The organism is Cupriavidus sp. 01L45, from assembly GCF_056399885.1.
The window spans coordinates 1-25,120 of sequence record NZ_JBFTSG010000015.1; the positions used below are offsets into that span (position 1 = coordinate 1).

At 65.7% G+C, this 25,120-nt stretch carries 24 protein-coding genes; 12 read left to right on the plus strand and 12 right to left on the minus strand.

The window, feature by feature from the left end; translation table 11 throughout:
• Positions 1 to 261 precede the first annotated feature (261 nt).
• Entirely contained in the window at positions 262 to 507 is a 246-nt protein-coding gene (locus AC1DT6_RS12235; protein ID WP_428177876.1) for a hypothetical protein, read from the plus strand.
• A gap of 72 nt (positions 508 to 579) precedes the next feature.
• On the opposite strand, the gene AC1DT6_RS12240 is transcribed toward AC1DT6_RS12235, so the two are convergent.
• Together AC1DT6_RS12240 and uvrB are read right to left on the minus strand one after the other, a co-directional pair.
• Complete coding sequence (locus AC1DT6_RS12240; protein WP_441629998.1) at positions 580 to 879, minus strand: putative quinol monooxygenase; 300 nt, start codon at positions 877 to 879, stop codon at positions 580 to 582.
• 83 nt (positions 880 to 962) lie between these two features.
• On the minus strand, positions 963 to 3,062 hold the full coding sequence (uvrB, locus tag AC1DT6_RS12245) for an excinuclease ABC subunit UvrB (protein ID WP_441629996.1): 2,100 nt from the start codon (positions 3,060 to 3,062) through the stop codon (positions 963 to 965).
• 157 nt (positions 3,063 to 3,219) lie between these two features.
• Between uvrB and AC1DT6_RS12250 the strand changes: the two genes are divergently transcribed.
• Positions 3,220 to 4,416, plus strand: coding sequence for an amino acid aminotransferase (locus AC1DT6_RS12250; RefSeq protein ID WP_441629994.1), 1,197 nt, complete (start codon positions 3,220 to 3,222; stop codon positions 4,414 to 4,416).
• A gap of 274 nt (positions 4,417 to 4,690) precedes the next feature.
• A complete protein-coding gene (locus AC1DT6_RS12255) occupies positions 4,691 to 5,932 on the plus strand; it encodes a polyhydroxyalkanoate depolymerase (protein WP_276288595.1) in 1,242 nt (413 codons plus the stop codon).
• 71 nt (positions 5,933 to 6,003) lie between these two features.
• Here the strand turns inward: AC1DT6_RS12255 and AC1DT6_RS12260 are convergent, their stop codons facing one another.
• Positions 6,004 to 6,639 (minus strand): TetR/AcrR family transcriptional regulator, encoded by a 636-nt coding sequence (locus tag AC1DT6_RS12260; protein ID WP_045238081.1) that lies wholly within the window; start codon positions 6,637 to 6,639, stop codon positions 6,004 to 6,006.
• A 203-nt stretch (positions 6,640 to 6,842) separates the two neighbouring features.
• Between AC1DT6_RS12260 and rsxB the strand changes: the two genes are divergently transcribed.
• Both rsxB and nth read left to right on the plus strand, forming a co-directional pair.
• Positions 6,843 to 7,664 (plus strand): electron transport complex subunit RsxB, encoded by an 822-nt coding sequence (rsxB, locus tag AC1DT6_RS12265; RefSeq protein ID WP_441629991.1) that lies wholly within the window; start codon positions 6,843 to 6,845, stop codon positions 7,662 to 7,664.
• Positions 7,661 to 8,305, plus strand: coding sequence for an endonuclease III (nth, locus tag AC1DT6_RS12270; RefSeq protein WP_441629989.1), 645 nt, complete (start codon positions 7,661 to 7,663; stop codon positions 8,303 to 8,305). Before rsxB ends, nth begins: the two co-directional genes overlap by 4 nt.
• An 84-nt stretch (positions 8,306 to 8,389) precedes the next feature.
• Here nth and AC1DT6_RS12275 read toward each other — a convergent pair whose 3' ends face one another.
• Positions 8,390 to 8,977, minus strand: coding sequence for a malonic semialdehyde reductase (locus tag AC1DT6_RS12275; RefSeq protein ID WP_035868490.1), 588 nt, complete (start codon positions 8,975 to 8,977; stop codon positions 8,390 to 8,392).
• A gap of 84 nt (positions 8,978 to 9,061) precedes the next feature.
• The gene (locus tag AC1DT6_RS12280) at positions 9,062 to 10,006 is read right to left on the minus strand and encodes a DMT family transporter (RefSeq protein WP_441629987.1); all 945 of its coding nucleotides are present in this window, start codon (positions 10,004 to 10,006) and stop codon (positions 9,062 to 9,064) included.
• 137 nt (positions 10,007 to 10,143) lie between these two features.
• Between AC1DT6_RS12280 and AC1DT6_RS12285 the strand changes: the two genes are divergently transcribed.
• The gene (locus tag AC1DT6_RS12285; RefSeq protein ID WP_441629985.1) at positions 10,144 to 10,575 is read left to right on the plus strand and encodes a DUF1841 family protein; all 432 of its coding nucleotides are present in this window, start codon (positions 10,144 to 10,146) and stop codon (positions 10,573 to 10,575) included.
• 137 nt (positions 10,576 to 10,712) lie between these two features.
• On the plus strand, positions 10,713 to 12,026 hold the full coding sequence (locus tag AC1DT6_RS12290; protein ID WP_441629984.1) for a phospholipase A: 1,314 nt from the start codon (positions 10,713 to 10,715) through the stop codon (positions 12,024 to 12,026).
• Positions 12,027 to 12,055: 29 nt separating this feature from the next.
• Here AC1DT6_RS12290 and AC1DT6_RS12295 read toward each other — a convergent pair whose 3' ends face one another.
• Positions 12,056 to 12,496, minus strand: coding sequence for a thioredoxin family protein (locus AC1DT6_RS12295; RefSeq protein ID WP_441629982.1), 441 nt, complete (start codon positions 12,494 to 12,496; stop codon positions 12,056 to 12,058).
• An 89-nt stretch (positions 12,497 to 12,585) separates the two neighbouring features.
• Complete coding sequence (gene grpE, locus AC1DT6_RS12300; protein WP_035868503.1) at positions 12,586 to 13,140, minus strand: nucleotide exchange factor GrpE; 555 nt, start codon at positions 13,138 to 13,140, stop codon at positions 12,586 to 12,588.
• 275 nt (positions 13,141 to 13,415) lie between these two features.
• Between grpE and AC1DT6_RS12305 the strand changes: the two genes are divergently transcribed.
• Positions 13,416 to 13,571, plus strand: coding sequence for a hypothetical protein (locus AC1DT6_RS12305; protein ID WP_035868505.1), 156 nt, complete (start codon positions 13,416 to 13,418; stop codon positions 13,569 to 13,571).
• Between the two features lie 44 nt (positions 13,572 to 13,615).
• On the opposite strand, the gene AC1DT6_RS12310 is transcribed toward AC1DT6_RS12305, so the two are convergent.
• From AC1DT6_RS12310 to hrcA, 3 genes are all read right to left on the minus strand, one after another.
• Positions 13,616 to 14,011, minus strand: coding sequence for an RNA-binding S4 domain-containing protein (locus AC1DT6_RS12310; RefSeq protein ID WP_441629979.1), 396 nt, complete (start codon positions 14,009 to 14,011; stop codon positions 13,616 to 13,618).
• A gap of 33 nt (positions 14,012 to 14,044) precedes the next feature.
• A complete protein-coding gene (gene hemH / locus AC1DT6_RS12315; RefSeq protein WP_477114712.1) occupies positions 14,045 to 15,160 on the minus strand; it encodes a ferrochelatase in 1,116 nt (371 codons plus the stop codon).
• 112 nt (positions 15,161 to 15,272) lie between these two features.
• Positions 15,273 to 16,310 (minus strand): heat-inducible transcriptional repressor HrcA, encoded by a 1,038-nt coding sequence (gene hrcA / locus AC1DT6_RS12320; RefSeq protein ID WP_035868786.1) that lies wholly within the window; start codon positions 16,308 to 16,310, stop codon positions 15,273 to 15,275.
• Positions 16,311 to 16,424: 114 nt separating this feature from the next.
• Here hrcA and AC1DT6_RS12325 point away from each other — a divergent pair, with 114 nt between their 5' ends.
• The 4 genes from AC1DT6_RS12325 to AC1DT6_RS12340 all read left to right on the plus strand — a co-directional run bounded on the left by AC1DT6_RS12325 (position 16,425) and on the right by AC1DT6_RS12340 (position 21,505).
• On the plus strand, positions 16,425 to 17,342 hold the full coding sequence (locus AC1DT6_RS12325) for an NAD kinase (protein ID WP_035868511.1): 918 nt from the start codon (positions 16,425 to 16,427) through the stop codon (positions 17,340 to 17,342).
• Between the two features lie 81 nt (positions 17,343 to 17,423).
• Positions 17,424 to 19,148, plus strand: coding sequence for a DNA repair protein RecN (gene recN, locus AC1DT6_RS12330; protein ID WP_441629974.1), 1,725 nt, complete (start codon positions 17,424 to 17,426; stop codon positions 19,146 to 19,148).
• A gap of 46 nt (positions 19,149 to 19,194) precedes the next feature.
• On the plus strand, positions 19,195 to 19,629 hold the full coding sequence (locus tag AC1DT6_RS12335; protein ID WP_441629972.1) for a hypothetical protein: 435 nt from the start codon (positions 19,195 to 19,197) through the stop codon (positions 19,627 to 19,629).
• Positions 19,630 to 19,822: 193 nt separating this feature from the next.
• Positions 19,823 to 21,505, plus strand: a complete 1,683-nt coding sequence (locus tag AC1DT6_RS12340) for a S8 family peptidase (protein ID WP_441629970.1) — start codon at positions 19,823 to 19,825, stop codon at positions 21,503 to 21,505.
• Between the two features lie 44 nt (positions 21,506 to 21,549).
• Here the strand turns inward: AC1DT6_RS12340 and rrtA are convergent, their stop codons facing one another.
• Together rrtA and glnE are read right to left on the minus strand one after the other, a co-directional pair.
• Positions 21,550 to 22,176, minus strand: coding sequence for a rhombosortase (gene rrtA, locus AC1DT6_RS12345; RefSeq protein WP_441629968.1), 627 nt, complete (start codon positions 22,174 to 22,176; stop codon positions 21,550 to 21,552).
• Positions 22,173 to 25,010 (minus strand): bifunctional [glutamate--ammonia ligase]-adenylyl-L-tyrosine phosphorylase/[glutamate--ammonia-ligase] adenylyltransferase, encoded by a 2,838-nt coding sequence (glnE, locus tag AC1DT6_RS12350; protein ID WP_441630081.1) that lies wholly within the window; start codon positions 25,008 to 25,010, stop codon positions 22,173 to 22,175. Before glnE ends, rrtA begins: the two co-directional genes overlap by 4 nt.
• Between the last annotated feature and the right edge of the window lie 110 nt (positions 25,011 to 25,120).

The window sequence follows — 25,120 nt, forward strand, 5'->3', positions numbered from 1 at the left end:
GTTCGCTAACAGCATCCGTCCAGCGCGAACCCGCTTTCTGGTCGCTTCGTCCATCTTCCCAGCCATGCAATCGACTCCCGATCAACGCCTTGGTCAGATAACGCGTCAGACTCAAATCGGTTGTCATGATTTATACAAGTCTCAATAGCTGACGCAAAGTCGTCACCCGCTCATAATCGCGTAGTGAATATCCGCCCTAGCCATCTCCTGATATCGCCCATCTTGCTTTGCGCAAGCCTAGCGGGCGCCGCCGAACCTGCCGTGGGTGCCACCCCAGATTCAGGTTGTGAAAACCTGCTCACCGTGGTCCGGCGCAGCCTGGAGGATGAAATCGGCTCGGCATGCCCGGCGCTGGTTCCGGGGCCGGGCACGGCGTGCGCTGCGCAGCGCGAACCGCTGCGCGCCATCGTGGATTTCATCGGCAAGCGCCACGACGCTGATGCCGATGCGTGCGAAACCCTGCTGGAAGTCAATAAGCGCCTGCGATCGCTCCCCCCAAAGGGCTAGGCCACGCCCCTCGCCTGCCTTTGCAGCCGCGCGGGCCGGCCAGCCCGAAGGACTGGCCGGCGACAGTGCGACTCAGGGCAGCTTGGCCGCCAGCACGTCCAGCTTCTCGATGGAAGGCGGCTTGGCGAACAGGTCGGGGGCCTTCGCCATCAAGGCTGCCGCGACCTTGCCCGAGAGATGGGCCTGGCGCCCGGCCTCATCGGGGAACGCATCGAAGATGCCGTACATGGACGGCCCGAGGCGAAGCGCGAACCATGCAGTGGTGCCGGTTTCCTCCTGCACCAGCGGCAGGCCGCCAAGCAGGAGTTCCTCTATTTCCTTTTCCTTGCCGGGCTTCGCGTGCAGCGGAACCCACAGAGCGAACTTGACCATGAGCAGTCTCCTCACTACCGTCCGGGATTCCAACTATAGACGGTAGCAAGGCCAGCGCCCGCATGCCACAGGAGCGAGCGCCCTCAGGACGCGGCCGCGGCCGGCGGCAAGTGCTCCCCGTCGCCGCTGGCGCCGAATACCTGCCGCTTGAGCTTGGCCAACTGGTCGCGCACCTGCCCGGCCTTTTCGAACTCGAGATTCTTGGCGTGCTCGAACATTTGCTTTTCCAGCCGCTTGATCTCCTTCGCGACCTGCTTCTCGCTCATGTCTTCGTACTTGGCGCGCTCTTCCGCGGCCAGCAGTTCCGCCTTCACCTCGCCCGGGTCGTAGACCCCGTCGATGATGTCCTTGATACGCTTGACGACGCCGCGCGGCACGATGCCGTTGGCTTCGTTGAAGGCAACCTGCTTGGCTCGCCGCCGCTCGGTCTCGCCGATTGCCCGCTTCATCGAATCGGTCATCCGGTCGGCATAGAGAATGGCGGTGCCGTTCACGTTACGGGCAGCGCGGCCGATGGTCTGGATCAGCGAACGCTCGGCCCGCAGGAAGCCTTCCTTGTCCGCGTCGAGAATGGCCACCAGCGAGACTTCCGGGATATCCAGGCCCTCGCGCAGCAGGTTGATGCCGACCAGCACATCGAAGGTGCCCAGCCGCAGATCGCGGATGATCTCCACGCGCTCCACGGTATCGATGTCCGAGTGCAGGTAGCGGACCTTGACGCCGTTCTCGGTCAGGAACTCCGTGAGCTGCTCGGCCATGCGCTTGGTGAGCGTGGTCACCAGCACGCGCTCTCCGACGGATACCTTCTGGTGGATCTCGGACAGCAGATCGTCGACCTGCGTGGTCGCCGGACGCACGTGGATGATCGGATCGACCAGCCCTGTGGGCCGTACCACCTGCTCCACCACCTGCCCCGCATGCTCGTTCTCGTAGTTGGACGGCGTGGCCGAGACAAACATGACCTGCCGCATCTTGCCCTCGAACTCCGCGAACTTCAGCGGACGGTTGTCCAGCGCGGAGGGCAGCCGGAAGCCATAGTCGACCAGGGTGGTCTTGCGCGCCCTGTCGCCGTTGTACATGCCGTTGAACTGACCCATCAGCACGTGCGACTCATCCAGGAACATCAACGCATCGGACGGCAGGTAGTCGACCAGCGTGGGCGGCGGGTCGCCCGGCCTTGCGCCCGACAGGTGGCGCGAATAGTTCTCGATGCCCTTGCAGAAACCCAGCTCGGACAGCATTTCCAGGTCGAAGCGGGAGCGCTGCTCCAGCCGTTGCGCCTCCACCAGCTTGTTCTCCTTGTAGAAGAAGTCCAGGCGCTCGCGCAGTTCGACCTTGATATCCTCGATCGCCCGCAGCACCGTTTCGCGCGGAGTCACATAGTGGCTTGACGGATAGACCGTGAAACGCGGGATCTTCTGGCGCACGCGCCCGGTCAGCGGATCGAAGAACTGCAGCGAATCGATCTCGTCGTCGAACATGTCGACACGCACCGCTAGCTCGGCATGCTCGGCCGGAAAGATATCCAGCGTATCGCCTCGCACGCGGAAGGTGCCGCGCTGGAAATCGGTCTCGTTGCGGGTGTACTGCATGGCGATCAGGCGCGCAATCACATCGCGCTGGCTGATCTTGTCGCCCGTGCGCAGCGTCAGGATCATCTTGTGGTACTCGGACGGATTGCCGATACCGTAGATGGCGGAGACGCTGGCCACGATGATGGTGTCGCGCCGTTCCAGCAGGCTCTTTGTGGCCGACAGCCGCATCTGCTCGATATGCTCGTTGATCGAGGAATCCTTCTCGATGAACAGGTCGCGCTGCGGCACGTAGGCTTCGGGCTGGTAGTAATCGTAATAGCTGACGAAGTACTCCACGGCATTGCGCGGGAAGAACTCGCGGAACTCGGAATACAGCTGCGCGGCCAGCGTCTTGTTGGGCGCGAACACGATGGCCGGACGCCCCATGCGGGCAATCACATTGGCCATGGTGAAGGTCTTGCCCGAACCGGTCACCCCCAGCAGGGTCTGGTAGGACAGGCCATCCTCCACCCCCTCGACCAGCTGGCGGATCGCCTCGGGCTGGTCGCCAGCCGGCAGATAAGGCTGGTAAAGCTGGAACGGCGAACCGGGAAAGGTCGCGAACTTCTCTTCATCCAGCGCGGGTGCGACTTCAACGAGATTCGACATAGGCTGGTAGGGGAAAACCTCAGGAAAACGGGCAGATACGCTAGAATCTTGGGGTTGGCGGCCAGGTATCAAGATGGGGGCCGCCCGCACTCCCGAGCGCAGTCCGGAGCATTCTACGCCTTCCCGTTTTGTTACATAGTTGACCACGAGATCCCAAATGAGTTTGTTTTCTGCCGTCGAGATGGCCCCGCGCGACCCGATCCTGGGCCTGAATGAAGCCTTCAATGCCGATACCCGTGCGACCAAGGTCAATCTGGGTGTTGGCGTGTACTTCACCGACGAAGGGAAAATCCCTCTGCTGCGCGCCGTGCAGGAAGCCGAGAAGGCCCGCCTGACCACCGCCACTCCGCGCGGCTACCTGCCGATCGAAGGCATCGCCGCCTACGACCAGGCCGTGCAGACCCTGCTGTTCGGCAAGGAATCGCCGCTGATCACCGAAGGTCGCGTAGTGACGGCCCAGGCACTCGGCGGCACTGGCGCGCTCAAGATCGGCGCCGACTTCCTCAAGCGCCTGTATCCGGACGCCAAGGTCGCCATCAGCGACCCGAGCTGGGAAAACCACCGCGCCCTGTTCGAGGCAGCCGGCTTCCCCGTGATCAACTACACCTATTACGACGCCCCCAGCCACGGCCTGAATTTCGCCGGCATGGTGGAATCGCTGAAGTCGTACGCGGCCAACACCATCGTCGTGCTGCACGCCTGCTGCCACAACCCGACCGGTGTCGACCTCTCGCCCGAGCAATGGAAGCAAGTGGTGGAACTGATCAAGGAACGCAACCTGATCCCGTTCCTCGACATGGCCTACCAGGGCTTCGCCGATGGCATCGACCCGGACGGCGCTGCAGTGCGCCTGTTCGCCGAATCCGGCCTGCCGTTCTTCGTCTCGAGCTCGTTCTCGAAGAGCTTCTCGCTGTACGGCGAGCGCGTGGGCGCGCTGTCGATCGTCACCACGGGCAAGGAAGAAGCCCAGCGCGTGATGTCGCAGGTCAAGCGCGTCATCCGCACCAACTACTCCAACCCGCCGACCCATGGCGGCACCGTGGTCGCCACCGTGCTGAACAGCCCCGAGCTGCGCGCCATGTGGGAACAGGAGCTGGGCGAAATGCGTGACCGCATCAAGCTGATGCGCCATGCGCTGGTGGACAAGCTGGCCGCCAAGGGCGTGCCGGGCGACTTCTCGTTCGTCAAGGCCCAGCGCGGCATGTTCTCGTACTCGGGCCTGAACTCGGCGCAAGTGGACCTCCTGCGCAACGAGCATGGCATCTACGCCGTGGGCACCGGCCGCATCTGTGTAGCAGCGCTCAACAGCCGCAACATCGACGCGGTGGTCGACGCCATCGCCGCCGTGCTGTAACGGTACACGTGTAAAGTGGACGGAAAGGCGACTTCGGTCGCCTTTTCCACGTCTGGCCGCATCTTTTTACATTTTTTTGGATTTGTCAGCCAGAAGTACAGCGTTTGTCCTCTTGTCTTTTTCCGATGCAAGCGTACCTTAGGGTATATGCTGCATCGCACGATCGTTCGATAACGAGCATAATCGGTAACACATTAGCAATTCTGTGTTTGCTGCATTCGTAATATCAAGGCGTTGAATTCCAGCTTCGCCCCCAGCCTGATAGGGACCCGTCATGCTTTACCAGCTGCACGAATTCCAGCGCTCGATGCTGCACCCACTTACCGCGTGGGCGCAGGCTACAGCCAAGACCTTCACCAATCCCCTGAGCCCGATGTCCCTGGTGCCAGGCGCCACGCGACTGGCCGCCGGCTACGAACTGCTTTACCGGCTCGGCAAGGAATACGAGAAGCCGGGCTTCGATATCAAGTCGGTACGCTCCAACGGCAGGGACATCCCGATCGTCGAACAGACCATCATCGAAAAGCCCTTCTGCAAACTGGTGCGCTTCAAGCGCTATGCGGACGACCCCGAGACCATCAAGCTGCTCAAGGATGAGCCGGTCGTACTGGTATGCGCGCCCCTGTCGGGCCACCATTCCACGCTGCTGCGCGACACGGTGAAAACCCTGCTGCAGGATCACAAGGTCTATGTGACCGACTGGATCGATGCCCGCATGGTGCCGGTCGAGGACGGCCGCTTCCGCCTGGCCGACTACATCCATTACATCCAGGAATTCATCCGCCACATCGGCGCGGAAAACCTGCATGTGATTTCGGTGTGCCAGCCTACGGTGCCGGTGCTCGCGGCCATCTCCCTGCTGGCCTCGGCCGGCGAGAAGACGCCCAAGACCATGACCATGATGGGCGGCCCGATCGATGCGCGGCGCAGCCCGACCGCGGTGAATTCGCTGGCGACCAACAAGTCGTTCGAGTGGTTCGAGAATAATGTGATCTACACGGTACCTGCGAATTACCCTGGCCACGGCCGCAAGGTGTATCCGGGCTTCCTGCAGCATGCCGGCTTTGTCGCGATGAACCCGGACCGCCATCTGTCCTCGCACTACGACTATTACCTGAACCTGGTCGAAGGCGATGCCGACGATGCGGAAGCCCATGTGCGCTTCTATGACGAGTACAACGCCGTGCTCGACATGGACGCCGAGTACTACCTCGACACCATCCGCGAGGTGTTCCAGGAATTCCGTCTTGCCAATGGCACGTGGGAAATCGAAGGCAAGCCGGTCCGTCCGCAGGACATCAAGGGCACGGCGCTGCTGACCATCGAAGGCGAACTGGACGACATCTCGGGCGCCGGCCAGACGGCGGCGGCGCACGAACTTTGCGCCGGGATTCCCAAGGATCGCAAGCAGCACATCACGGCTGCCAAGTGCGGTCACTACGGGATATTCTCCGGCCGCCGCTGGCGCCAGGAGATCTATCCGGAGTTGCGCAACTTCGTGCTCAAGCACCATTGAGCCACGGCTGCCATCCATGAAAAACGCCCGCGCAAGCGGGCGTTTTTCATGGGCTCTCGCGGCGGCAAAGTTCAGCGGCGTTCCAGATAGGAAAGCAACATATCGGTGTGCAACTCGGCGAAACGCTCGTGCTCGTCCTGGGCCGCCACATCGCGCCCGATCACGGCGCTGATGGTGTAACGGTTGGAAAGCACGTAGTAACCGAGGGCCGAAATGGTCAGGTAGAGCTGCGAAACGTCAACATTGTCGCGGAACACGCCCTTCTTCTGCCCCCGCTTGACGATATCGGCAAGCACATTGACCACCGGGTTGATCAACTGGTGCAGCTGCGTGGACTTCTTCAGGTGGCGGGCCTCGTGAAGATTCTCGCTGTTGACCAGGCGGATGAACTCCGGATTGCGGTAGTACCAGTCCCACACGAAGCGGGCCAGGGTGCGCACGGCGGCCACCGGGTCTTCCTCGACGATATGCAGTTGCTCCTCCGCGGCACGAAACTCCGCATATTGTTTTTCCAGGACGGCCAGGAACAAGCCTTCCTTGCTGCCATAGTAGTAATACAGCATGCGCTCGTTGGTCTCGGCGCGGCGCGCGATCTGGTCGACGCGTGCGCCGGCCAGTCCACCCTTGGCAAATTCCTCGGTGGCCGCATCCAGGATGCGGCGGCGCGTTCCTTCGGGGTCCCGCTTGGTTCTGGTTTCGTTTCGCATGCGACGGCTGGTGAATCGTTGCGCGGATTATGGCACAGGGCAACTTGCGCGCAGCGGCCCCGGCAAAGGGCGCATCATCTCGCGTTTCTGCACTGCGGCGAAATCGGGGATAATCCCTGCCGCGCACCCGTTCCAGCCGGCCTGCCCGCCGGGCAAGAAAGAGAGAGCGGCGCCTAGCTGTCCCCGCAAACCCCAGAATATTCGTGACTGCCAACCGCCCGACCCTCGCCGATCGCCTCGAAGCCCTGCTGCCGCAGACCCAGTGCACCAAGTGCGGCTTCGATGGTTGCCGCCCCTATGCCGAAGCCATGGCAGCGGGCGACGCGGCCTGCAACCGTTGCCCGCCGGGCGGGGCCGAGGGCATCCGCCGCTTGTCGGCTCTGCTGGGCACCCCGGTGCTGCCGCTGGACCCTGAGCGCGGCATGGAACAGGCCCGCGCAGTGGCGGTGATCGACGAAGCGCTGTGCATTGGCTGCACGCTGTGCATCCAGGCCTGCCCGGTCGATGCCATCGTCGGTGCGCCCAAGCAGATGCATACGGTGCTGGAAGACTGGTGCACCGGTTGCGATCTCTGCGTGGCACCTTGCCCCGTTGACTGCATCGCCATGGTTCCCGTCACCGCCGAACGCACCGGGTGGGCCGCATGGTCGCAGGAACAAGCTGACGAAGCCCACGCGCGCTATATGGAGCGCCGCTCTCGGCTGGTGCGCGAGCGCGAGGAGAACGATGCGCGCCTCGCGGCCAAGGCAGCCGCCAAGCTGGAAGCGCTGCAGGCCGAGACCGCGCAGAGCGAGGAGGAACGGGCGGCGCAGGCGCGCAAGCAGGCCATCATCCAGGCCGCCATCGAACGTGCGCGCCTGAAGCAGCAAGCCGTCAAGCCGCGTAATACTGAAAACGTCTCCCCTGCCGTGCAGGCGCAGATCGATGCAGCCGAAGCCCGCCGGGCCAAAGCGGGTCTGGGCGAGCCAGGACAGGCCGATCCTGGCGCCACGTCCGGCGCCAACCCAGCCACCAAGGACCAATGAACGCAGCCAAGTGCCGCGCCTTGTTCGAGACACTGCGCGAAGTCAACCCGACCCCCACCACCGAGCTGGAGTACAGCTCGCCGTTCGAGCTGCTGATCGCGGTGCTGCTGTCCGCGCAGGCCACCGACGTAGGCGTGAACAAGGCAACGCGCAAGCTGTACCCGGTGGCGCACAGCCCGCAGCAGATGCTGGACCTGGGCGAGGAAGGGCTGATCGAATACATCAAGACCATCGGCCTGTACAAGACCAAGGCCAAGCATGTCATCGCCACCTGCCGCATCCTGGTGGAGCAGCACGACGGCCAGGTGCCGCGCGACCGCGCCGCGCTAGAAGCCCTGCCGGGCGTGGGCCGCAAGACCGCCAACGTAGTGCTCAACACCGCCTTCGGCGAGGCCACCATCGCGGTCGACACGCATATTTTCCGCGTTGCCAACCGCACCGGGCTGGCGCCCGGCAAGAACGTGCAGGTGGTCGAGCAGAAGCTGCTCAAAGTCGTCCCGCAAGAATTCCTGCACGATGCGCACCACTGGCTGATCCTGCATGGCCGCTATGTGTGCAAGGCACGCAAACCCGAATGCTGGCACTGCGCGATCGAGCCGCTCTGCGAATACCGCGAGAAGACCGAGGCGCCGCGCATTTAAGTGCGAGCGCGCCGGGCAGGCAAGAAAAGACCCGCACGAAGCGGGTCTTTTCTTGAACCGTGGGCGCCGCGAAGGCGCGGCCGGTCAAACGATGCGGCAGGCTTCGTCGAACGACAGGCGCGGGCTGCGCGGGAACAGCTTGTCGGCCTCGCCATAACCCAGGTTCACCAGGAAATTGACCGACCACTTGCCATCGGGGAAGAAGGCCGCATTGAGCTTCGCGGCATCGAAGCCGGCCATCGGACCGCAATCCAGGCCAAGGGCACGCGCGGCCAGGATGAAATAGCCGCCTTGCAGCGAGCTGTTCATCAGCGCGTCACGGGCAATCTTCTCCGGCTGGCCGGCATACCACGAGCGGGCATCGGCGTGCGGGAACAGCTTGGGCAACTGGTCATGGAAGTCGTTATCGAAAGCAACGATCGCGGTAACCGGCGCCGAGCGCGTTTTCTCGACGTTGCCGGCGGAAACGCATTCGACCAGGCGCGCCTTCTCGGCGGCACTCTTGACGAAGACGATGCGTGCCGGCGAACCGTTTGCCGCGGTCGGGCCAAACTTCATCGCGTCATAGATCTGATGGAGCGCGGCATCGTCCACCTTGCGGTCTTGCCACACATTGTGGGTGCGGGCTTCGGTGAACAGCTGGGCGATAGCGGCCTGATCGATCGATTTCATGCGTTCGGTTCCTGAACAAGAAGTGAGAGCCGGATTGTATCGAAATCGCCGCACTCCTCCCCCCAGGCGATTTGAGCAAAGGGTTCAATTCTGTTGCACAACCTGGCCGCCGGCACCCTTGCGCGTCAGCCACAACACACCCGCCAGGATCAGCCCGCCGCCCAGCGCCTGCGTCAGCCCGACGTGCTCCCCCAGCAGAAGTGCGGCCAGCACCACTGTCACCACGGGTTCCAGCGTGGACAGCATCGAAGCCCGTGCCGCACCGAGCCGCTGCAGGCCAGCGAAAAAGGCCAGGATGGCCAGGACGGTCGACAACAATGCGATCGCCAGCAACGCCAGCCAGCCCGCGAAGCTCTGTGGGAACTGAGGCGGCACGCCCGCCCCGGTACGCACCAGGCCCACCACGACATAAACCACGGCCGCGGCGCTGCACACCACGGTAGTGGTCGCCAGCGGGTTGACGCCCGCCGTAATGCGCGCGCCCACGATGATGTAGACCGAGTAGATCGCGGCCGAGGCCAGGCCCAGCGCAATGCCGAGCGCCGAGCCCTGGCCGCCGCCCACGGTCAGCCCCGCCCCGACCGAGCACAACACAAGCGCGATCACGGACGCCATGCTCAGGCGCTCCTTGAGGAAAACGGCGGCGAGGATGGTGACAAAGAGCGGATACAGGTAAAGCAGCAAGGCCACCAGGCTGGCCTGGGCATGGTTGAGCGCGGTAAAGAAGCAGAACGACTGCCCGACATAGCCAATGCCGCCCATGGCGGCCAGCGCGAGTACCTTGCGCCAGCCCGGCATGCCAACCCCGCGCAGGCGCATCGCCAGCGCCAGCGCGCCGGCCGCCAGCACGAAGCGCACCGCAAGCAAGCCGTAGACGTCAGTGCCGGCCTCGTAGGCGAATCGCGCGAAGATCGCCATGGCACCAAAGGCGCTGGCCGACAGGGCGATCAGCAGCACGCCGGCGAATTGCTCGCGGGCGTTGCGGACGGGCTGGTGGCCAGCGGTGGCGGAAGATCGGGAAGCAGACATGGCGGTGCGCGGTCGAGGACACGCCCGGCGACACCGGGCAACGCCGCATTCTAGTAGCTGGCGGTCCGATTCGGGCAGCGCTCTGGCGGCCGAACTGCGCTGCAGCGATGGGAGAGCTCGTTTACAATACCGGCATCATGTTCAATCCCTCCCGCGAAGAAGTCCGCCGTTTTTTCTGCGAAGCATGGCAAAAGCAGCGCGCAGGCAATGTCCTGACGCCGCTCGAAGTCATTGCAGTCGACTGGATCGGCGAGCACCCCGAGTATCACAGCCTGCTCACCGACACGGAAGGCGCGCTGACCCAGGATTACACGCCTGAAGCCGGCCAGACGAACCCCTTCCTGCACCTGGCCATGCACCTGTCCATCTCCGAGCAGGTTTCCATCGACCAGCCTCCTGGCATCCGCCGGGCCTATGAGTCCCTGACCCAGCGCCTGGATTCGCCCCACGAGGCGCAGCACCAGGTGATGGAGTGCCTGGGCGAAATGCTCTGGCAGGCGCAACGCACAGGCATGCCGCCTGACGGCGAGCAATACATCGCATCGATCCAGCGCCGCGCCAGCCGCTGAGGCGCGGGATCGCACGCACGTGGGCTGCGTACAAATGATCACAAAGTTGTGATGCGGAGCATGATAGGCTTTACCGCCTCGCAATATCACGCAGCGCATGCATCACCTCCTCCGGTAAATGCGGCGCACAGATCTCAATGCCACCTAGTACGTCCAAGCCGGAGGCGGGTGCCGGCGCGCCCATCCGGCGCCTCCCCGGCGCGAGGCCCGCTCTCCTGCTGGCTATCTCCATCGCGGCCGGTTGGCCTTTGTCCAGCCACGCCGCCATCGCCTTGCTGCAACCGCCAAAGGTGGTCGATGGCACCAAGCCACTGACCCTGACCTTGCTGCTGAGCGCCAATAGCGCCAACCGCAGTTTCCTCGTGCCCGAAACCCTTGAGGTCATGGCTTCGGCGGACCTGCAGGCACCTGTGCGGCTTGGCATGCGGCGCGTCACCGCCGGCCCGTCGACCATCAAACTGCGCAAGGGAGAGTACCGCACTATCGAATATGGCGCGGAACTGCCACCCAACTTGCGCGGCCTGGTGCGGCTGGATCCGGTTGACATCGATGCCGCCCCGGTTCTCGTCACGCTCAATCGCGCACCGCGCGCGGATGATCCGCCCGTGGCCCAGGTCGCGAATACACCGCCAGCGGGAACCGCACCGGAGGCAAGCGCCAGTGGCGCTAGCCCCGTGGTCCCGGTAGTTCCGGTGGCTTCTGCCAGCCAGGCAGCGCCGGTCCAGCCGGACCTCCGCGACCAGGGACGGCTCACCTTCAATGACCCGATGTATTTCATCCTGGGTGCGCACGACGGCGCCAATGCGAAGTTCCAGTTCAGCTTCAAGTTCCGCATCTACCAGGGCGAGAACCCGGCTTCGCGCGGCCTGCTCGAAAACCTGTACTTCGGCTACACGCAGTTTTCGCTGTGGGATCTGTCAGGCGATTCGCGCCCCTTCCGCGACACTAACTATCGGCCGAGCCTGTTCTATTACCTCTCGGACACTGGCGTGCACAACCGCGCCATCAGCCGGCTCTCGCTGGCAACGGGCGTGGAGCACGAGTCGAATGGCCGTGATGGCGACCAGTCGCGCAGCATCAATACCGTGTTCGTCAAACCCACTTTCTACCTGGGCGACCTGACCAACTGGCACTGGAGCATCTCGCCCAAGCTGTATTACTACGTCGAGAAGAACGACAACCCGGACATCGCCAGCTACCGTGGCTACATGGATCTGAAGCTGGCCTACGGCAAGCCCGACTCATGGGAATTTGCCGCCACCCTGCGCAAGGGCACGCAGAAGTACTACGGCAGCGTCGACGCGGCGGTGACTTACCCGCTGGCACGCCTGATCCCGGGCACGGCGGGATATCTGATGGCCGGCTACTTTGTCGGCTACGGCGAGAGCTTGCTGGACTACAATCGCAAGCTGCCGTGGCAATTCCGGCTAGGGTACGCACTGTCGCGCTGAGCCGCCGTCCGCAACGGCCCGGGTCGCGTTCAGCCCGCCAGCGGCTTGCCGCTGGCCTTCAGGCGGGCGTTGGCTACGGCCGCTGCAAACTGGCCTTGCCCGTGCCATCCGGTGGCCCGGCCCAGCTTCTTGCCTTTGTGAAAGAACATGAACACGGGAATGCCATGCAGGCCGAAGCGCTTGCCCAACTCGGGATGCGCATAGACGTTGGCGTGCAGCCAGTGCAGTTCGAGGGCATGCACCGGCTCGGGATTCGCCAGCATGGCTTTCTTCGCCATCTCGCAGTTAAAGCAGTCCACGCCCCAGAAAAACACACAAACGAGCGCGTCGCCGGCAGCGGCAATGGCCGCATCAATGTCTTCACTCGCTACTTCGCGCATGCCAAATGCATCGAAGGCGCGGTGATCCAGGTGCGCCGCCGCGTCGGCAGCGGCGCCGGGTGCGGCGGTATTGTCTGGCTTGATGGACATAAGCTTCTCCTGCAATGAAAAACGCCCGGGCCAGCGGCACCGGGCGTTGCTTGTGCCGGCCAAATGGGCGGACAGCCGAGGCGTTGCGCTTACTTGGGCGCCGCCACCGTTACCAGTGCCGGACGCAGTACGCGGTCTGCGATCATGTAGCCACGCTGCAGTACCGTGACCACGGTGTTGGGTTCCTGCGGCGCGGGCACCATGGAAATGGCCTGGTGGCGGTGCGGGTCGAATTTCTCGCCGACCGGGTTCAGTTCGACGATCTTGCCCTTCTCGAAGGCGCTAAGGAGCTGGCGCGCTGTCAATTCGACCCCTTCGCGCAGCTTGGCGATATCGCCTGAGCCATCGGCCAGCGCGGCCTGCAGGCTGTCCATCACGGGCAGCAGGTAATCGGCGAAGCTTTCGATGGCGAATTTATGCGCCTTGGTGACATCGTCCTGGGCGCGGCGGCGGATGTTCTCGCCCTCGGCAGTTGCCCGCAGGAACATGTCGTAGTGCTCCTTGGCCTTGGCTTCAAGCGCGGCCAACTGGGCCGCCACGTCGCCAGCGGCGTTCTCGGCCTGGCCGGCCGGGGCGGTGTTCAGCTCCTCGCTGGCGGGCGTGAGCGGCGGCGTGGTGGGTGGCGTCTGCTTCTGTTCTTCCATGTCGATCCGTATCAATACAAGGACGCGGCCTGCCTGGTCGCAGGCCGCCGGGTGGTCAATCGGCAAATGTAGCCTGCAGTTGGTGGCAAGCGTCTGTTTTTCAAGGGCGCACCGGGACGGTGCGGTGAAACACAAGGTTACAAAGAGAGGCGTGTGGAAATAGGGGCCATATTGCTTTGCAGCAGCGCACCCCCTAAGATGAAAACGTATAAAAATGACAAAAATAACGGGGTCGAAGATGCATCACACGTCGGGCCACTCTCGAAAGGTTAGCCATGCATAAGCTACCTGTTCTGACGGTCTTCCTACTCGCCGCATTATCGGTGATGACAGCCTTTATCTGCCTTTCCGGCGCGTTCACGCCGCGAGACACCGAGTACGGCAGCGGCAAGGCGGTTTTCAAGCACTACATCATCCCCTACGTTCGCTGACCCAGCCAGGTGAGTCCGGGCGACCGCCCACGCGGCTGCCCTCCTCACCCCATGACGCCATCGATCTGGCGCCGGTCGCGCTTGGTCGGCCGGCCCTGCAAGCGCGACGCCGGTTCATCGTTGAGCCGCCTGTTCTCCGCGTCTTGGCGCCGGCGCGCCTCGCTGGCCTCAGTTTCCGCATAGAGTGTCTGGGCGACGGTTGCCGGACCGCGGGCTCCCGCAACGCCCTTTACCACCACTTCCCAGCGTTGCTGGTGCGCCTCCAGTACGACCGTGTCGCCCGGCTTGACCTCGCGCGAATTCTTGCAGGCCTGGCCATTGACCTGGACCTTGCCCCGCTCCACCGCCTCGGCTGCCAGCGAGCGCGTCTTGAAGAATCGCGCGCACCACAGCCATTTGTCGATGCGCAGGCGGGCATCGGCCTCAAAAGATACGTTCATACCTTCACCTCCAAGCCGTAACTCCCGCGCCGCTCATGCCGCCGCACCGCGGGTCTGGGCTTGCGTGCGCCGGGCTTCCAGTTCATGCGGATGGGGCATCCGCAGCGGCCAGCCTTGCAGGTGCTGCAATCCGATCTCCGCGAGCCCGGCGATCCAGCTTTCCGCATCGTTGAGGCAAGGAATGTAGTGGAATACCTTGCCGCCAGCCACCTGGAACTCGGACCGCCCTTCCATGGCGATCTCTTCCAGCGTTTCGAGGCAGTCCGCCGGGAAGCCGGGACAAAACACGTCGACCCGGCCGGTACCGACCTTGCCTAGCTCTTGCAGGGTAGGCGCGGTATAGGGCTGCAGCCACTCCGCCTTGCCGAAGCGCGACTGGAACGTGACCTGGTACTGCCCCGGCTGCAAACCCAGCGCCTCGCCCAGCAGGCGCCCGGTCTTCAGGCATTCGCAGTGGTAGGGATCGCCCAGTTCCAGCGTCCTGCGCGGCACCCCGTGAAACGACAGGATCAGCTTGTCGCCACGCGCGAAATCCGGTGTGCCTTGTTGCGCCCAGTATGCCCCGACCTGCTGGTGCAAAGCCGCAATGTACGCCGGATGGTCGTGAAAATGCTTGATCAGCCGCAGCTCCGGCTGGTTTCGCCACGCCTTGAGCACACGAAATGCCTCGTCGAAGGCGGTCGCGGTGGTAGTGCCTGAATATTGCGGGTACAGGGGCAGCAGCAGGATGCGCTCGGTCCCCTGGCGCCGCAGCGCCTCCAGCACCGAGCCGATCGAGGGGTTGCCATAACGCATGGCGCACGCCACGGTAACTTCGTGGCCATGCTGGTTGAGCAACAACTGCAAGGCGTGGGCCTGGCGCTCGGTGTGCACCAGCAGCGGCGACCCCGTCATATGGGCTTCGCGCAGCCAGATAGATTCGTACTTCATCGCCGACGCACGCGAGCGCAGCGGCAGGATGAGGCCATACAGGATCGGCAGCCATGCGGCGCGGGGAATCTCCACGACGCGCGGATCCGACAGGAACTGCTTGAGGTAGCTGCCGACCGCTTTAGGCGTCGGCGCATCGGGTGTGCCGAGGTTGATCAGCAGGATCGCCGTACGCGGCGCCTGGCCATGCTGATAGGCCGGCTCGGGAGTAAACGTCATGTAATTTCCGGTGTGGCGGAGCGGCGCGGGCACAGGGCGCGCGGCCGCCAGGTCTCGCCGAGCTTACAGGATGAACGGAACAGGCAGTCTGTGAGACCGGGCCAGGACGACACTAGTTCTGGCTGAGCGCGCTGGACAACAGGCGCGCGGTGATGTCGACGATCGGGATCACCCGCTCGTAGGCCATGCGGGTCGGCCCGATCACCCCGAGCGTGCCGACGATCTGGCCGTCGACTTCGTAGGGCGCGGTAATGACCGCCATGTCTTCCAGCGGCACCAGCTTGCTCTCGCCGCCGATGAAGATCTGCACGCCCTGGGCGTGGCTGGAGACATCGAGCAGCTTGAGCAGGCCGGTCTTGTGCTCGAACACGTCGAACAGCTTGCGCAGTTTTTCCATGCTGGAGGAAAGATCCTCCACTTCGAGCAACTTGCGCTCGCCCGAGATAAAGACGTGATCGTCCTCTTCCTCGGCCATGGCGTTGCTGCCCGCCTCCACCGCGGCCTGCATCAGTTGCGACATATCCATGCGCAGCGCCTGCAGTTCGCCGCGCAGGTGGTCACGCACATTGTCGAAGCTCATGCCGGCAAAGTGCGAGTTGATGAAATTGGCCGCCTCGACCAGTTGCGACGGGGAATACGGCAGTTCGGTCTGGATGATGCGGTTCTGCACATCGCCCTCCGGCGTGACGATGATCAGCAGGATGCGCTTGTCCGAGAGCCGCATGAATTCCACCTGGCGGAACGCCTGGGCGCGGCGCGGGGTCATCACCACGCCGGCGAACTGAGACAGGTTGGACAAGGTATGAGCCGCCGAGGTGATCATCCGCTGCGGCCCAAGCTGCTGGCCGCGCAACTGGCCCTGGATCTTGCCGGTCAGTTCAGCCAGGTTGAGCGCGCCATCCAGCGGCTGGGCGGTCAGCATGGTGTCGACGAACAAGCGATAACCCCGCGGCGTCGGAATGCGCCCCGCCGAGGTATGCGGGCTGGCAATAAACCCCATTTCCTCCAGATCCGACATCACATTGCGGATGGTGGCAGGGGACAGATCGAGCCCGGAGTACTTCGACAAGGTCCGTGAGCCCACGGGTTGTCCCTCGGCGATATAGCGCTCGATCAGGGTTTTGAGAAGCGTTTTTGCACGTTCATCCATGATGTTCCCGATTTTACGCAAGTTTACCCCGTTCGGGCGGCTCATCCGTGTTCCGGCCCGGCCGCAGGTGCCCATCTGCTGACAATGGTCGCGGCGGTATGGTCTAATCCCGGCATGTCTTCGCTCCCCACGCCCGGCGCCGCGCGCGCGCCCTTTCGCACCGTCGCCCTGATCGGCAGGTACGCCACCGCCGGCATCGAGGGCCCGCTGGAGGATCTGGCCGCCTGCATCCTCAGGAACGGCCAGGATGTGGTGTTCGAGCGCGAAACCGCGATGGCTACCGGGCTGACCGACTATCCGGCGCTGGCGCCGGACGAGATCGGCAAGCATGCGGATGTGGCGGTGGTGCTCGGCGGCGACGGTACCTTGCTGGGCCTGGCGCGCCAGCTGGCCGGCTACCCGGTGCCGCTGATCGGCGTGAACCACGGGCGCCTCGGCTTCATGACCGACATCCCGTTGCAAGACGTGCATTCGGTGCTGCCCGACATGCTTGCGGGCCGCTACGAGTCGGAGACCCGCATGCTGCTGGAGTCGCAGGTGGTACGCGACGACGGCGTGATCTTTTCCGCGCTGGCCTTCAATGACGTCGTGGTCAACCGTTCCGGCATCTCCGGCATGGTCGAACTGGCCGTCTCCGTGGACGGCCACTTCATGTACAACCAGCGTTCGGACGGCCTGATCGTCTCGACGCCGACCGGCTCGACCGCCTATGCGCTGTCGGCGGGCGGCCCGATCCTGCACCCCACCCTGTCGGGGCTGGTGCTGGTGCCGATTGCCCCGCATGCGCTGTCCAACCGCCCGATCGTCCTGCCGCATGACGCCGAAGTCTCGATCGAGGTGGCCACGGCGCGCGACGCGAGCGTCAACTTCGACATGCAGTCACTGACCTCGCTGCTGCCGGGCGACCGCATTGTGGTTCGCCGGTCGGCCAAGACCGTCAACCTGCTGCATCCGATCGGCTACAACTATTACGCCACGCTGCGCAAGAAGCTGCACTGGCACGAGTACCCGAGCGAAGACAACCGGCTCTGAGCCGCGCCGATCCTGACCGATCYGGCCCAGATCCGCCGCCCCCAAACCGAATCCGCCCCTGACCCCGACCCGTCGCCCACGATGCTGCGCAGCCTGTCCATCCGCGATTTCGTCATCGTCGATACGCTCGACCTCGACTTCTCCCCGGGCTTCACCGTCTTCACCGGCGAGACCGGTGCCGGCAAGTCGATCCTGATCGATGCGCTGGCCCTGGTGCTGGGTGAGCGCGCCGACGCCGGCGTGGTCCGCGAAGGCGCCGCCCGGACCAGCATCAGCGCCACCTTCGCCACCCCCGCCGGGCTCGATGACTGGTTGGCCGAACACGACCTCACCGGCGACGATGGCACCGTGCTGCTGCGCCGGACCGTCGACGCCGGCGGGCGCAGCAAGGCCTTTATCAATGGCGCCGCCGCCACGCTGGGCCAGTTGCGCGACATCGGCGACCGCCTGGTCGATATCCACGGCCAGCATGCCCACCAGTTGCTGCTGCGCCCGGACGCCCAGCGCCTGCTGCTGGACGCCCATGCCGGCCTTACCGCCCAGGCGGGCGCCGTAGCCGAGGCCTGGCGCTCGTGGCGTGCCTGCGTGCGCCAGCGCGAAACCATCGAGCACCGCTCGCGCGAGATGCAGCTTGAGCGCGAACGGCTCGAATGGCAGGTCGGCGAACTCGAGAAGCTGGCGCCGCAACCTGGCGAGTGGGAAGACATCCAGGCCGAATACAACCGGCTGTCGCACGCCGCGGGGCTGATCGAGGGCAGCCGCGCCGCGCTGGAAGCGCTGTCCGAGGCCGATGGCTCGGTACTGTCGGCACTCAACAGCGTGGTACAGCGCCTGCGCCAGCTGGCGGGCGTCGATCCCGGCCTGGGCGACGTGCTGGCGGCGCTGGACCCGGCCCTGGTGCAGGTCGAGGAGGCCGCTCACTCGCTCAACCGCTATGTCGACCGGCTCGATCTCGACCCCGAACGCCTTCAACTGGTGGAAGCGCGCATGCAGGCTCTGCACACCACCGCGCGCAAGTACCGGCTGCCGCCTGAGCAACTGCCCGACGAACTGATGGCCCGCCGCCAGCAGCTCGACGACCTCCAGTCCGCCCAGGACCTGAACAAGGCGATGGCGCGCGAGGCCGCGGCCCGAGCCGCTTACCTGACCATCGCCCAGCACCTAGGCGCCGCCCGCAAGGTGGCGGCCGAAAGCCTGTCGGCCGCCGTCACGGACGCCATGCAAGGCCTGTCCATGGCGGGCGGCAGTTTCGCGGTGGCGCTGCACCCGCTCGACGAAGGGCAAAGCCACGGCCTGGAACAAGTCGAATTCCTGGTGGCCGGCCATGCCGGCGTCAGCGCGCGTCCCCTCGCCAAGGTGGCCTCGGGCGGCGAACTTGCCCGTATCAGCCTGGCGATCTCCGTCATTACCAGCGAGGCCGCGCCTACCCCGACCCTGATCTTCGACGAGGTCGATACAGGCATCGGCGGCGCGGTGGCCGAAGTGGTAGGCCGCCGGCTGCAGGAGCTTGGCCGCGCCCGCCAGGTGCTGTGCGTGACCCACCTGCCGCAAGTCGCCGCCCAGGCCGGCGCCCACCTGCTGGTCAGCAAGGAGACCAGCCAGCCCGAAGGCAAGGGCTCGGTCACCCGCTCGCGCATCCGCGCCCTCGACCCGGCCGGCCGCGTGGTCGAGACCGCCCGCATGCTGGGCGGCACCACCGTGACCGCCACCACCGTGCAGCACGCCGAGGAAATGCTCGCGCAAGGCATGCGCGGCGCCGCCGGCACGGCCCGGGAAACGCGCCGTTCGCGCCGGAGCGCAAGCTGATCGCCCGCGTCCCGCACCGGCCCAGTAACCATCCAGGAGCTTTCCCATGTCAACCGGCAAACTGCCGCACTCCCGCTCAATGGCTCGCCCGCTGCGGATCACCGCCGCCTGCGGCCTGCTGGCACTGCTCGCACTCACCGCTTGCCAGGCGCAGCAGCGCCCCTATGCGCCGGCCGGCAGTATCAGCGCCGACCGCGCCGTGGGCGACATCATGGTGCGCTTCAGCGCGCCGCCGGTGACCGGCTCCGAAGAGGCCGGCCGCCTGCTGGAGTCGATTTCCGGGCCGATCCGTTTCGTCGTCAAGCGGCCGATGTCGGGCGGCGTCTGGCTGGTCACTGCCATTTCGCAATCCGGTGATGCTACGATGGAACAGGCCGTGGCCACGCTGCGAGCCGCTCCCCGCATCGAGCTGGCCGAACCGGACCGGGTGCTCAAGCCGAATCGCACCATGCCCATGGGACGCGACATGCCGCCGGGCTGAAGCCGGCGTGCCCGCACTGCGGGCATGGCGGGACGGGCAGGCTCTGTAGTCGGTTTCCCTGACTTGAACGTTGTAGGTTGAATGCTGTAACCGTGGTTCCCGGCGCGATCGCGCTCTTGCAGATTCCGGGGCGCTCCGCACGGAAAGCCCCACCGCGGTCAGTCCGACGCGGGCCTAACGGGAGATGGCAGACATGCAGCAACAGCTTCAGTACCGGTCATGCTGCACAAGACGCATAGCGCGCCACGGCGCCCTGCTGCTGGCGCTGGGCGCCGCCCTCTGGCTGGGGGCACCGGCAGCCGCCAGCGCGGGGCCCGACCCCGCCGCGCGCCCGGCGCCGCGCTATAGCGGCAACTTCATCGTACGCTGGCGCGACGGCAGCAGCGCTGCCGCCAGCGGCCAGCCCGACCGCATGCTGAGCGTTCACCAGAACACCGGCGTGGCGCTCGCGGTCAAGCGCCAGATGGGCGGCAGCCTGCAATTGCTGAGCGTCTCCGGCAGCGATGCCGCCGACCCCGAGGCCACCGCCGCCCGGCTGCGCCAGGATCCCCGCATCGCGGAGGTGGTGCCGGACCGCTGGCTGCACCTGCATGACACGGCACCCAACGATCCCGAATTCGCGCTCAACCAGCCCTACCTCGGCACGCCCGCGCAAGTGGTGGGCGGCGTCAACCTGCCGCCGGCATGGGACCGCACCCGCGGCAGCAGCAGCCTCGTGATCGCGGTGCTCGATACCGGCTACCTGCCGCATCCGGACCTGGCCGCGCGCATCGTGCCTGGCTATGACTTCATTACCGACACCAGCATCGCCAATGACGGCGACGGGCGCGACACCGATGCTACCGATGCTGGCGACGGCGTGCCGAGCGGATTCACCTGTCCCGGCACATCGGCGCCAACCACCACTGCCACCAACAATAGCTGGCACGGCACCCGCGTGGCGGGGACGCTGGGAGCGCTGACCAACAACGGGGTGAATATCGCCGGCGTGGACTGGAACGCACGCATCCAGCCGGTGCGCGTATCCGGCCGCTGCGGCGCGTTGCTGTCCGACACCGTGGATGGCATGCGGTGGGCCGGCGGCCTCGCCGTGCCCAATGCTCCGGCCAACCCCACCCCCGCGCGCGTGATCAACGTGAGCCTGGGCGGCGGCACCTGCTCCAGCATCGAGCAGCAGGCCGTGAACGACCTCGCTGCCAACGGCGTGATCGTGGTTGCCGCCACCGGCAACAGCGCCAGTGCGGTCGAGGCGCCTGCCGACTGCAGTGGCGTGGTGGCCGTCACGGCCCACGCCAACGACGGCGAGAACGCCGGCTATGCCAATGTGGGACCGCAAGTCTCGCTGAGCGCGCCCGGCGGTGGCTGCGGCAATTCCAAGGTCGTGCAGGGCAGCAACGGCAGTACGTGTTCGGTGGCGAATTCCTTCATCCGCACCCTCTCCAATGACGGCACCACGTCGCTTGGCAATTACACGGTCACCAGTTCCCAGGGCACGAGCTTTGCCACGCCGCTGGTGTCGGGCGTGGCTGCGCTGATGCTCGCGGCCAATCCGGCGCTGACACCCGCCCAGCTGCTTGCCACCCTGAAGAGTTCCGCGCGCCCCCACCCTGCAGGCACGTTTTGCACGACCACCACGGGTACCGGCAAATGTGGTGCAGGCCTGCTCGATGCCAACGCCGCCGTCATCGCCGCAACGCAGGTGGCCCAGCCGCCTCCACCCAGCCCGCCCAGTACGCCCAGTACGCCTGGCACATCCTCCGGCGGCGGTGGCGGTGGCGGCGGTGCGCTGTCGTGGCCGCTCGCGCTGGGCCTGTGCGTACTTGGCTTGCTGCTGAGCTGGTCCGGACGGCGCCGGCTACCGGCGAAACCGCGCTAAGCGAATGACGCTGTGCCGAGGCCGGGTATCCTGCCTCGGCATGCCTATGCGGCTGACTGGCCGCGACGGCGTTGCCACCACTCCTGCGCTAGCCAAAGCGCCAGGCCGGCCACCGTGCCGGCCGCGTGCGAGATACGCACCACCCCGAAGCCCCACTGCGCGTCGAATACCACCGGCGCGAGCCACGACTGCTCTAGCCAGGTCTTGACCAGCACGCCCAGGCAAAGCACCACCCCAAGCACGCGCGACACGCCGCTGCCAACCAGCAGGCGCAGACCACCCCAAAGGGCCAACCCGTGCAGCGCGCCCGACAATCCGCCATACCAGCCTACCGAGGGAACCCGGCACAGCGCCATTTGCACCGCTATGCCGCAGGCAACCAGCACCGCCAGCATCGCGCCGGCGCGCGCCTCGCGCCCGACCAGCAGCATCAGGCCCACGGCAGCCAGCAGATCGGCCAGCCAGTGCTGCCAGCCGAGGTGGACCCACATCGCCGTAAACAGGCGCCACCACTGGCCGGCCGCGCCGTGGCCCATGACCGCGTCGCGCAGATAGAGTCCCTGCGCATGCAGCCACGGTACAAAGGTAAAGGCGGCGCTCAGGACGGCAGTCGCCGCCAGCGCGGCCAGCAAAGCCGGCCAGCGCGCGGCGCCGGCCACGGGCGGATTCATTTTCCGGGCTCCGCCGGCTCGCCGAACACCGCCTGCCAGAGCGCGCGGACTTGCGCCGCCTGCGGCGCCACGGCGGCCGGCGCAACACGCGCGTGAACCTGGCCATCCAGGCGCAACTGGTGCTGGCGCGCGCGGAATACGCGATACGCGTCGCCCACTTCGCGCGCCAGCGTGGCATCGATCAGGCCAAGCTCGCCGGCGGTGCGCAGCAGCGCAATATTGCCGGCATTGCGCGTCAGCGCGGGATGGTCGTGGCTGTGCAATAGCACGAGGTATTGCACCGTGAACTCAATGTCGACCATCCCGCCACGGTCGTGCTTGAGGTCGAACAGACCGCTTGGGTTGGGATGTCCCTCGGACACCTTGTGGCGCATGGCGGTGATCTCGCCGCGCAGCGTGGCGGCATCGCGCGGCTGGCGCAGGATCTCGTCGCGCAGGCTTTCGAAGTGCGCGCCGATCACCGGGTCTCCCGCGCAAAAACGTGCGCGCGTGAGGGCCTGGTGCTCCCACACCCAGGCCGTGTTGTCGCCCTCGCGCTGCTGGTAGCGGCGGAAGCCCTCGAAACTGGTCACCAGCAGCCCCGCCTCGCCATTGGGGCGCAAGCGCGTGTCGACGTCGAACAGCGTGCCGGCAGCGGTATGGCTGGTCAGCCAGGTGATCAGCCGGCGCGCGTAGGCGGCATAGACCTCGGGCGCGCGTTCGTGTTCGTCTTCGTAGAGGAAGATGATGTCGAGGTCCGAGGCATAGCCCAGTTCCTTGCCGCCCAGCTTGCCGTAGGCGATCACGGCAAAGCGCGGCTGCTCGGCATGCCGCGTGGCAAGCTGGCGCCAGACGGCCCGCAAGGTCACGTCGAGCATGGCATCGGCCAGGTCCGACAGACGGTCGGCGATCTGCTCCACCGTCAGCATGCCTTGCAGGTCTTGCAGCAGGATGCGGAAGGTCTCGGCATGATGCTCGCGGCGCAGGATGTCCATCTGCGCTTCGATCTGTCCGTCGGCCGCATCGAGGCGCGCGGCCAGGCGGCTGCGGAATCCGTTCCAGTCGGGCGCGCCGGCCAGCGCATCGCTGTCGAGCAGCTCGTCGAGCAGCTGCGGATGACGCGTGAGATAGGCTGCCGCCCAGCTCGATGCGTGCAGCGTGTCGGCCACGCGCGCCATCGCCTGCGGGTATTCCGACAGCAGCGACAGGTAAGACGCGCGGCGGCTGATGGCATCGAGAAAGTCGACAAAGCGCGCGATGGTGCGGTCGGCGTCGTCCTGGCGCGAAGCCAGGTCGAGCGCGCGGTTGACCAGCAGGTCGAAGCGCACCCGGCTCTGCTCCGACAACGCCCGGTAGCGCAGCGAAGCGCCAATGGCGCGCAAGCGGTCGAGCAACGCGTTGCAATCCTGAAAGCCGGCACCCGCCAGGCGCTCGCATGGCGGTTCGTCCTGCTCTTCCTGTATCAACGCCGGCCACAGCGCCTCGCAAGGCGCGTGGGCTTCATCGGGATCGGAGAAGGTGGCTTCGAACTGCTGCGCCACCGGATCCTGTAGCGACGAAAGCCGTTCCAGCAAAGCCGGCCAGTCGGCGCAGCCCATCATGCGTGCCACGGCCAGTTGCTCATCCGCGGCGGTGGGCAGGTGGTGGGTCTGGGCATCGTCGCGATACTGCAGGCGGTGCTCGAGCTGGCGCAGGAAGCGGTAGGCATCGGCCAGTTGCTCGGCCTGGCCGGCAGGCAGCAAGCCATGTTCCACCGCCACCGCCAGGACTTCCAGGGTGGGCCGGATGCGCAGCGCCGGGTCCTGCCCGCCGCGGATCAGCTGGAAGACCTGGGCCATGAACTCGATCTCGCGGATACCGCCGCGGCCCAGCTTGATATTGAAGGCACGCTGGTTCACGCGCTGCCCGCCGCCGGGCGCCGCCAGTCCGCCGCTGCGCTTGGCGGCCTCGGCGCGGATCTGCGCGTGCAGCGAGCGGATCGCGGCAATCACGCCGTAATCGAGGTAGCGGCGAAACACGAAGGGCGTGGTGAGGCTAGACAGCTGCGCCGCGGTGCGCTGCGCATGCGGCGTGTCCAGCGCCGACACCACCCGGCCCTTGATCCACGCGTAACGCTCCCATTCGCGCCCCTGCACCATCAGGTACTGCTCCAGCATGCCGAGGCTGCACGCCAGTGGCCCGGCGTCGCCGTTGGGGCGCAGGCGCATGTCGACGCGGAACACGTAGCCATCGGCAGTCACGTCGGCCAGCAGGTTGATCAGGCGGCGTCCCAGGCGGATGAAGTACTCGTGGTTGGACAGGCTGCGCTGGCCGCCGCGCGTATCGCCGTCTTCGTCGTACAGGAAGATCAGGTCGATGTCGGACGACACATTGAGTTCGCGGCCGCCGAGCTTGCCCATGCCGACCACCACCAGTTCCTGGACCTCGCCGCTGCTTTCCCCGACAGGCCGGCCGTAGGTCGGCGCCAGGTCCGCTTCCAGCATGGCCAGGCCATACTGGACGCCCAGTTCGGCCAGGTCCGTCATCGCGCCAGTGACCTCGCCCAGAGGCGCCAGGCCGCGCAGGTCGCGCTCGATCACCACGCACATCACTTCGGCGCGCAAGCGGCGCAACGCGCGCTTGATGGCCTCCTCGACATCGGCCGACGGCTCATGCAGGGCCTTCAGCCGCGCCTCCATCCAGGCCCGCGTCAGCGGCTGCTCGCGCGCGCGCGCAACGATTCCGGCAAGCTCCGGGCGGGCTTGCACCATACGGCGGGTGTAATGCGAATAGGCGGGCGAGTACAATGCCATGCCGGCGCAATCGACCGGCACGAGTTCCGTGGCGGCCACTGTCGCGTACAGGCCCGTGGCCATGTCGGCCACCGCTTGCCTGGCAGCGCTGGAAGTGTTGCCGGAAGCATGTTCGCCGGCAGCGCCGGCCTCGGTAGCGGCGGGATTGGGCGCAGCCGTGGAACTCGTCGGAT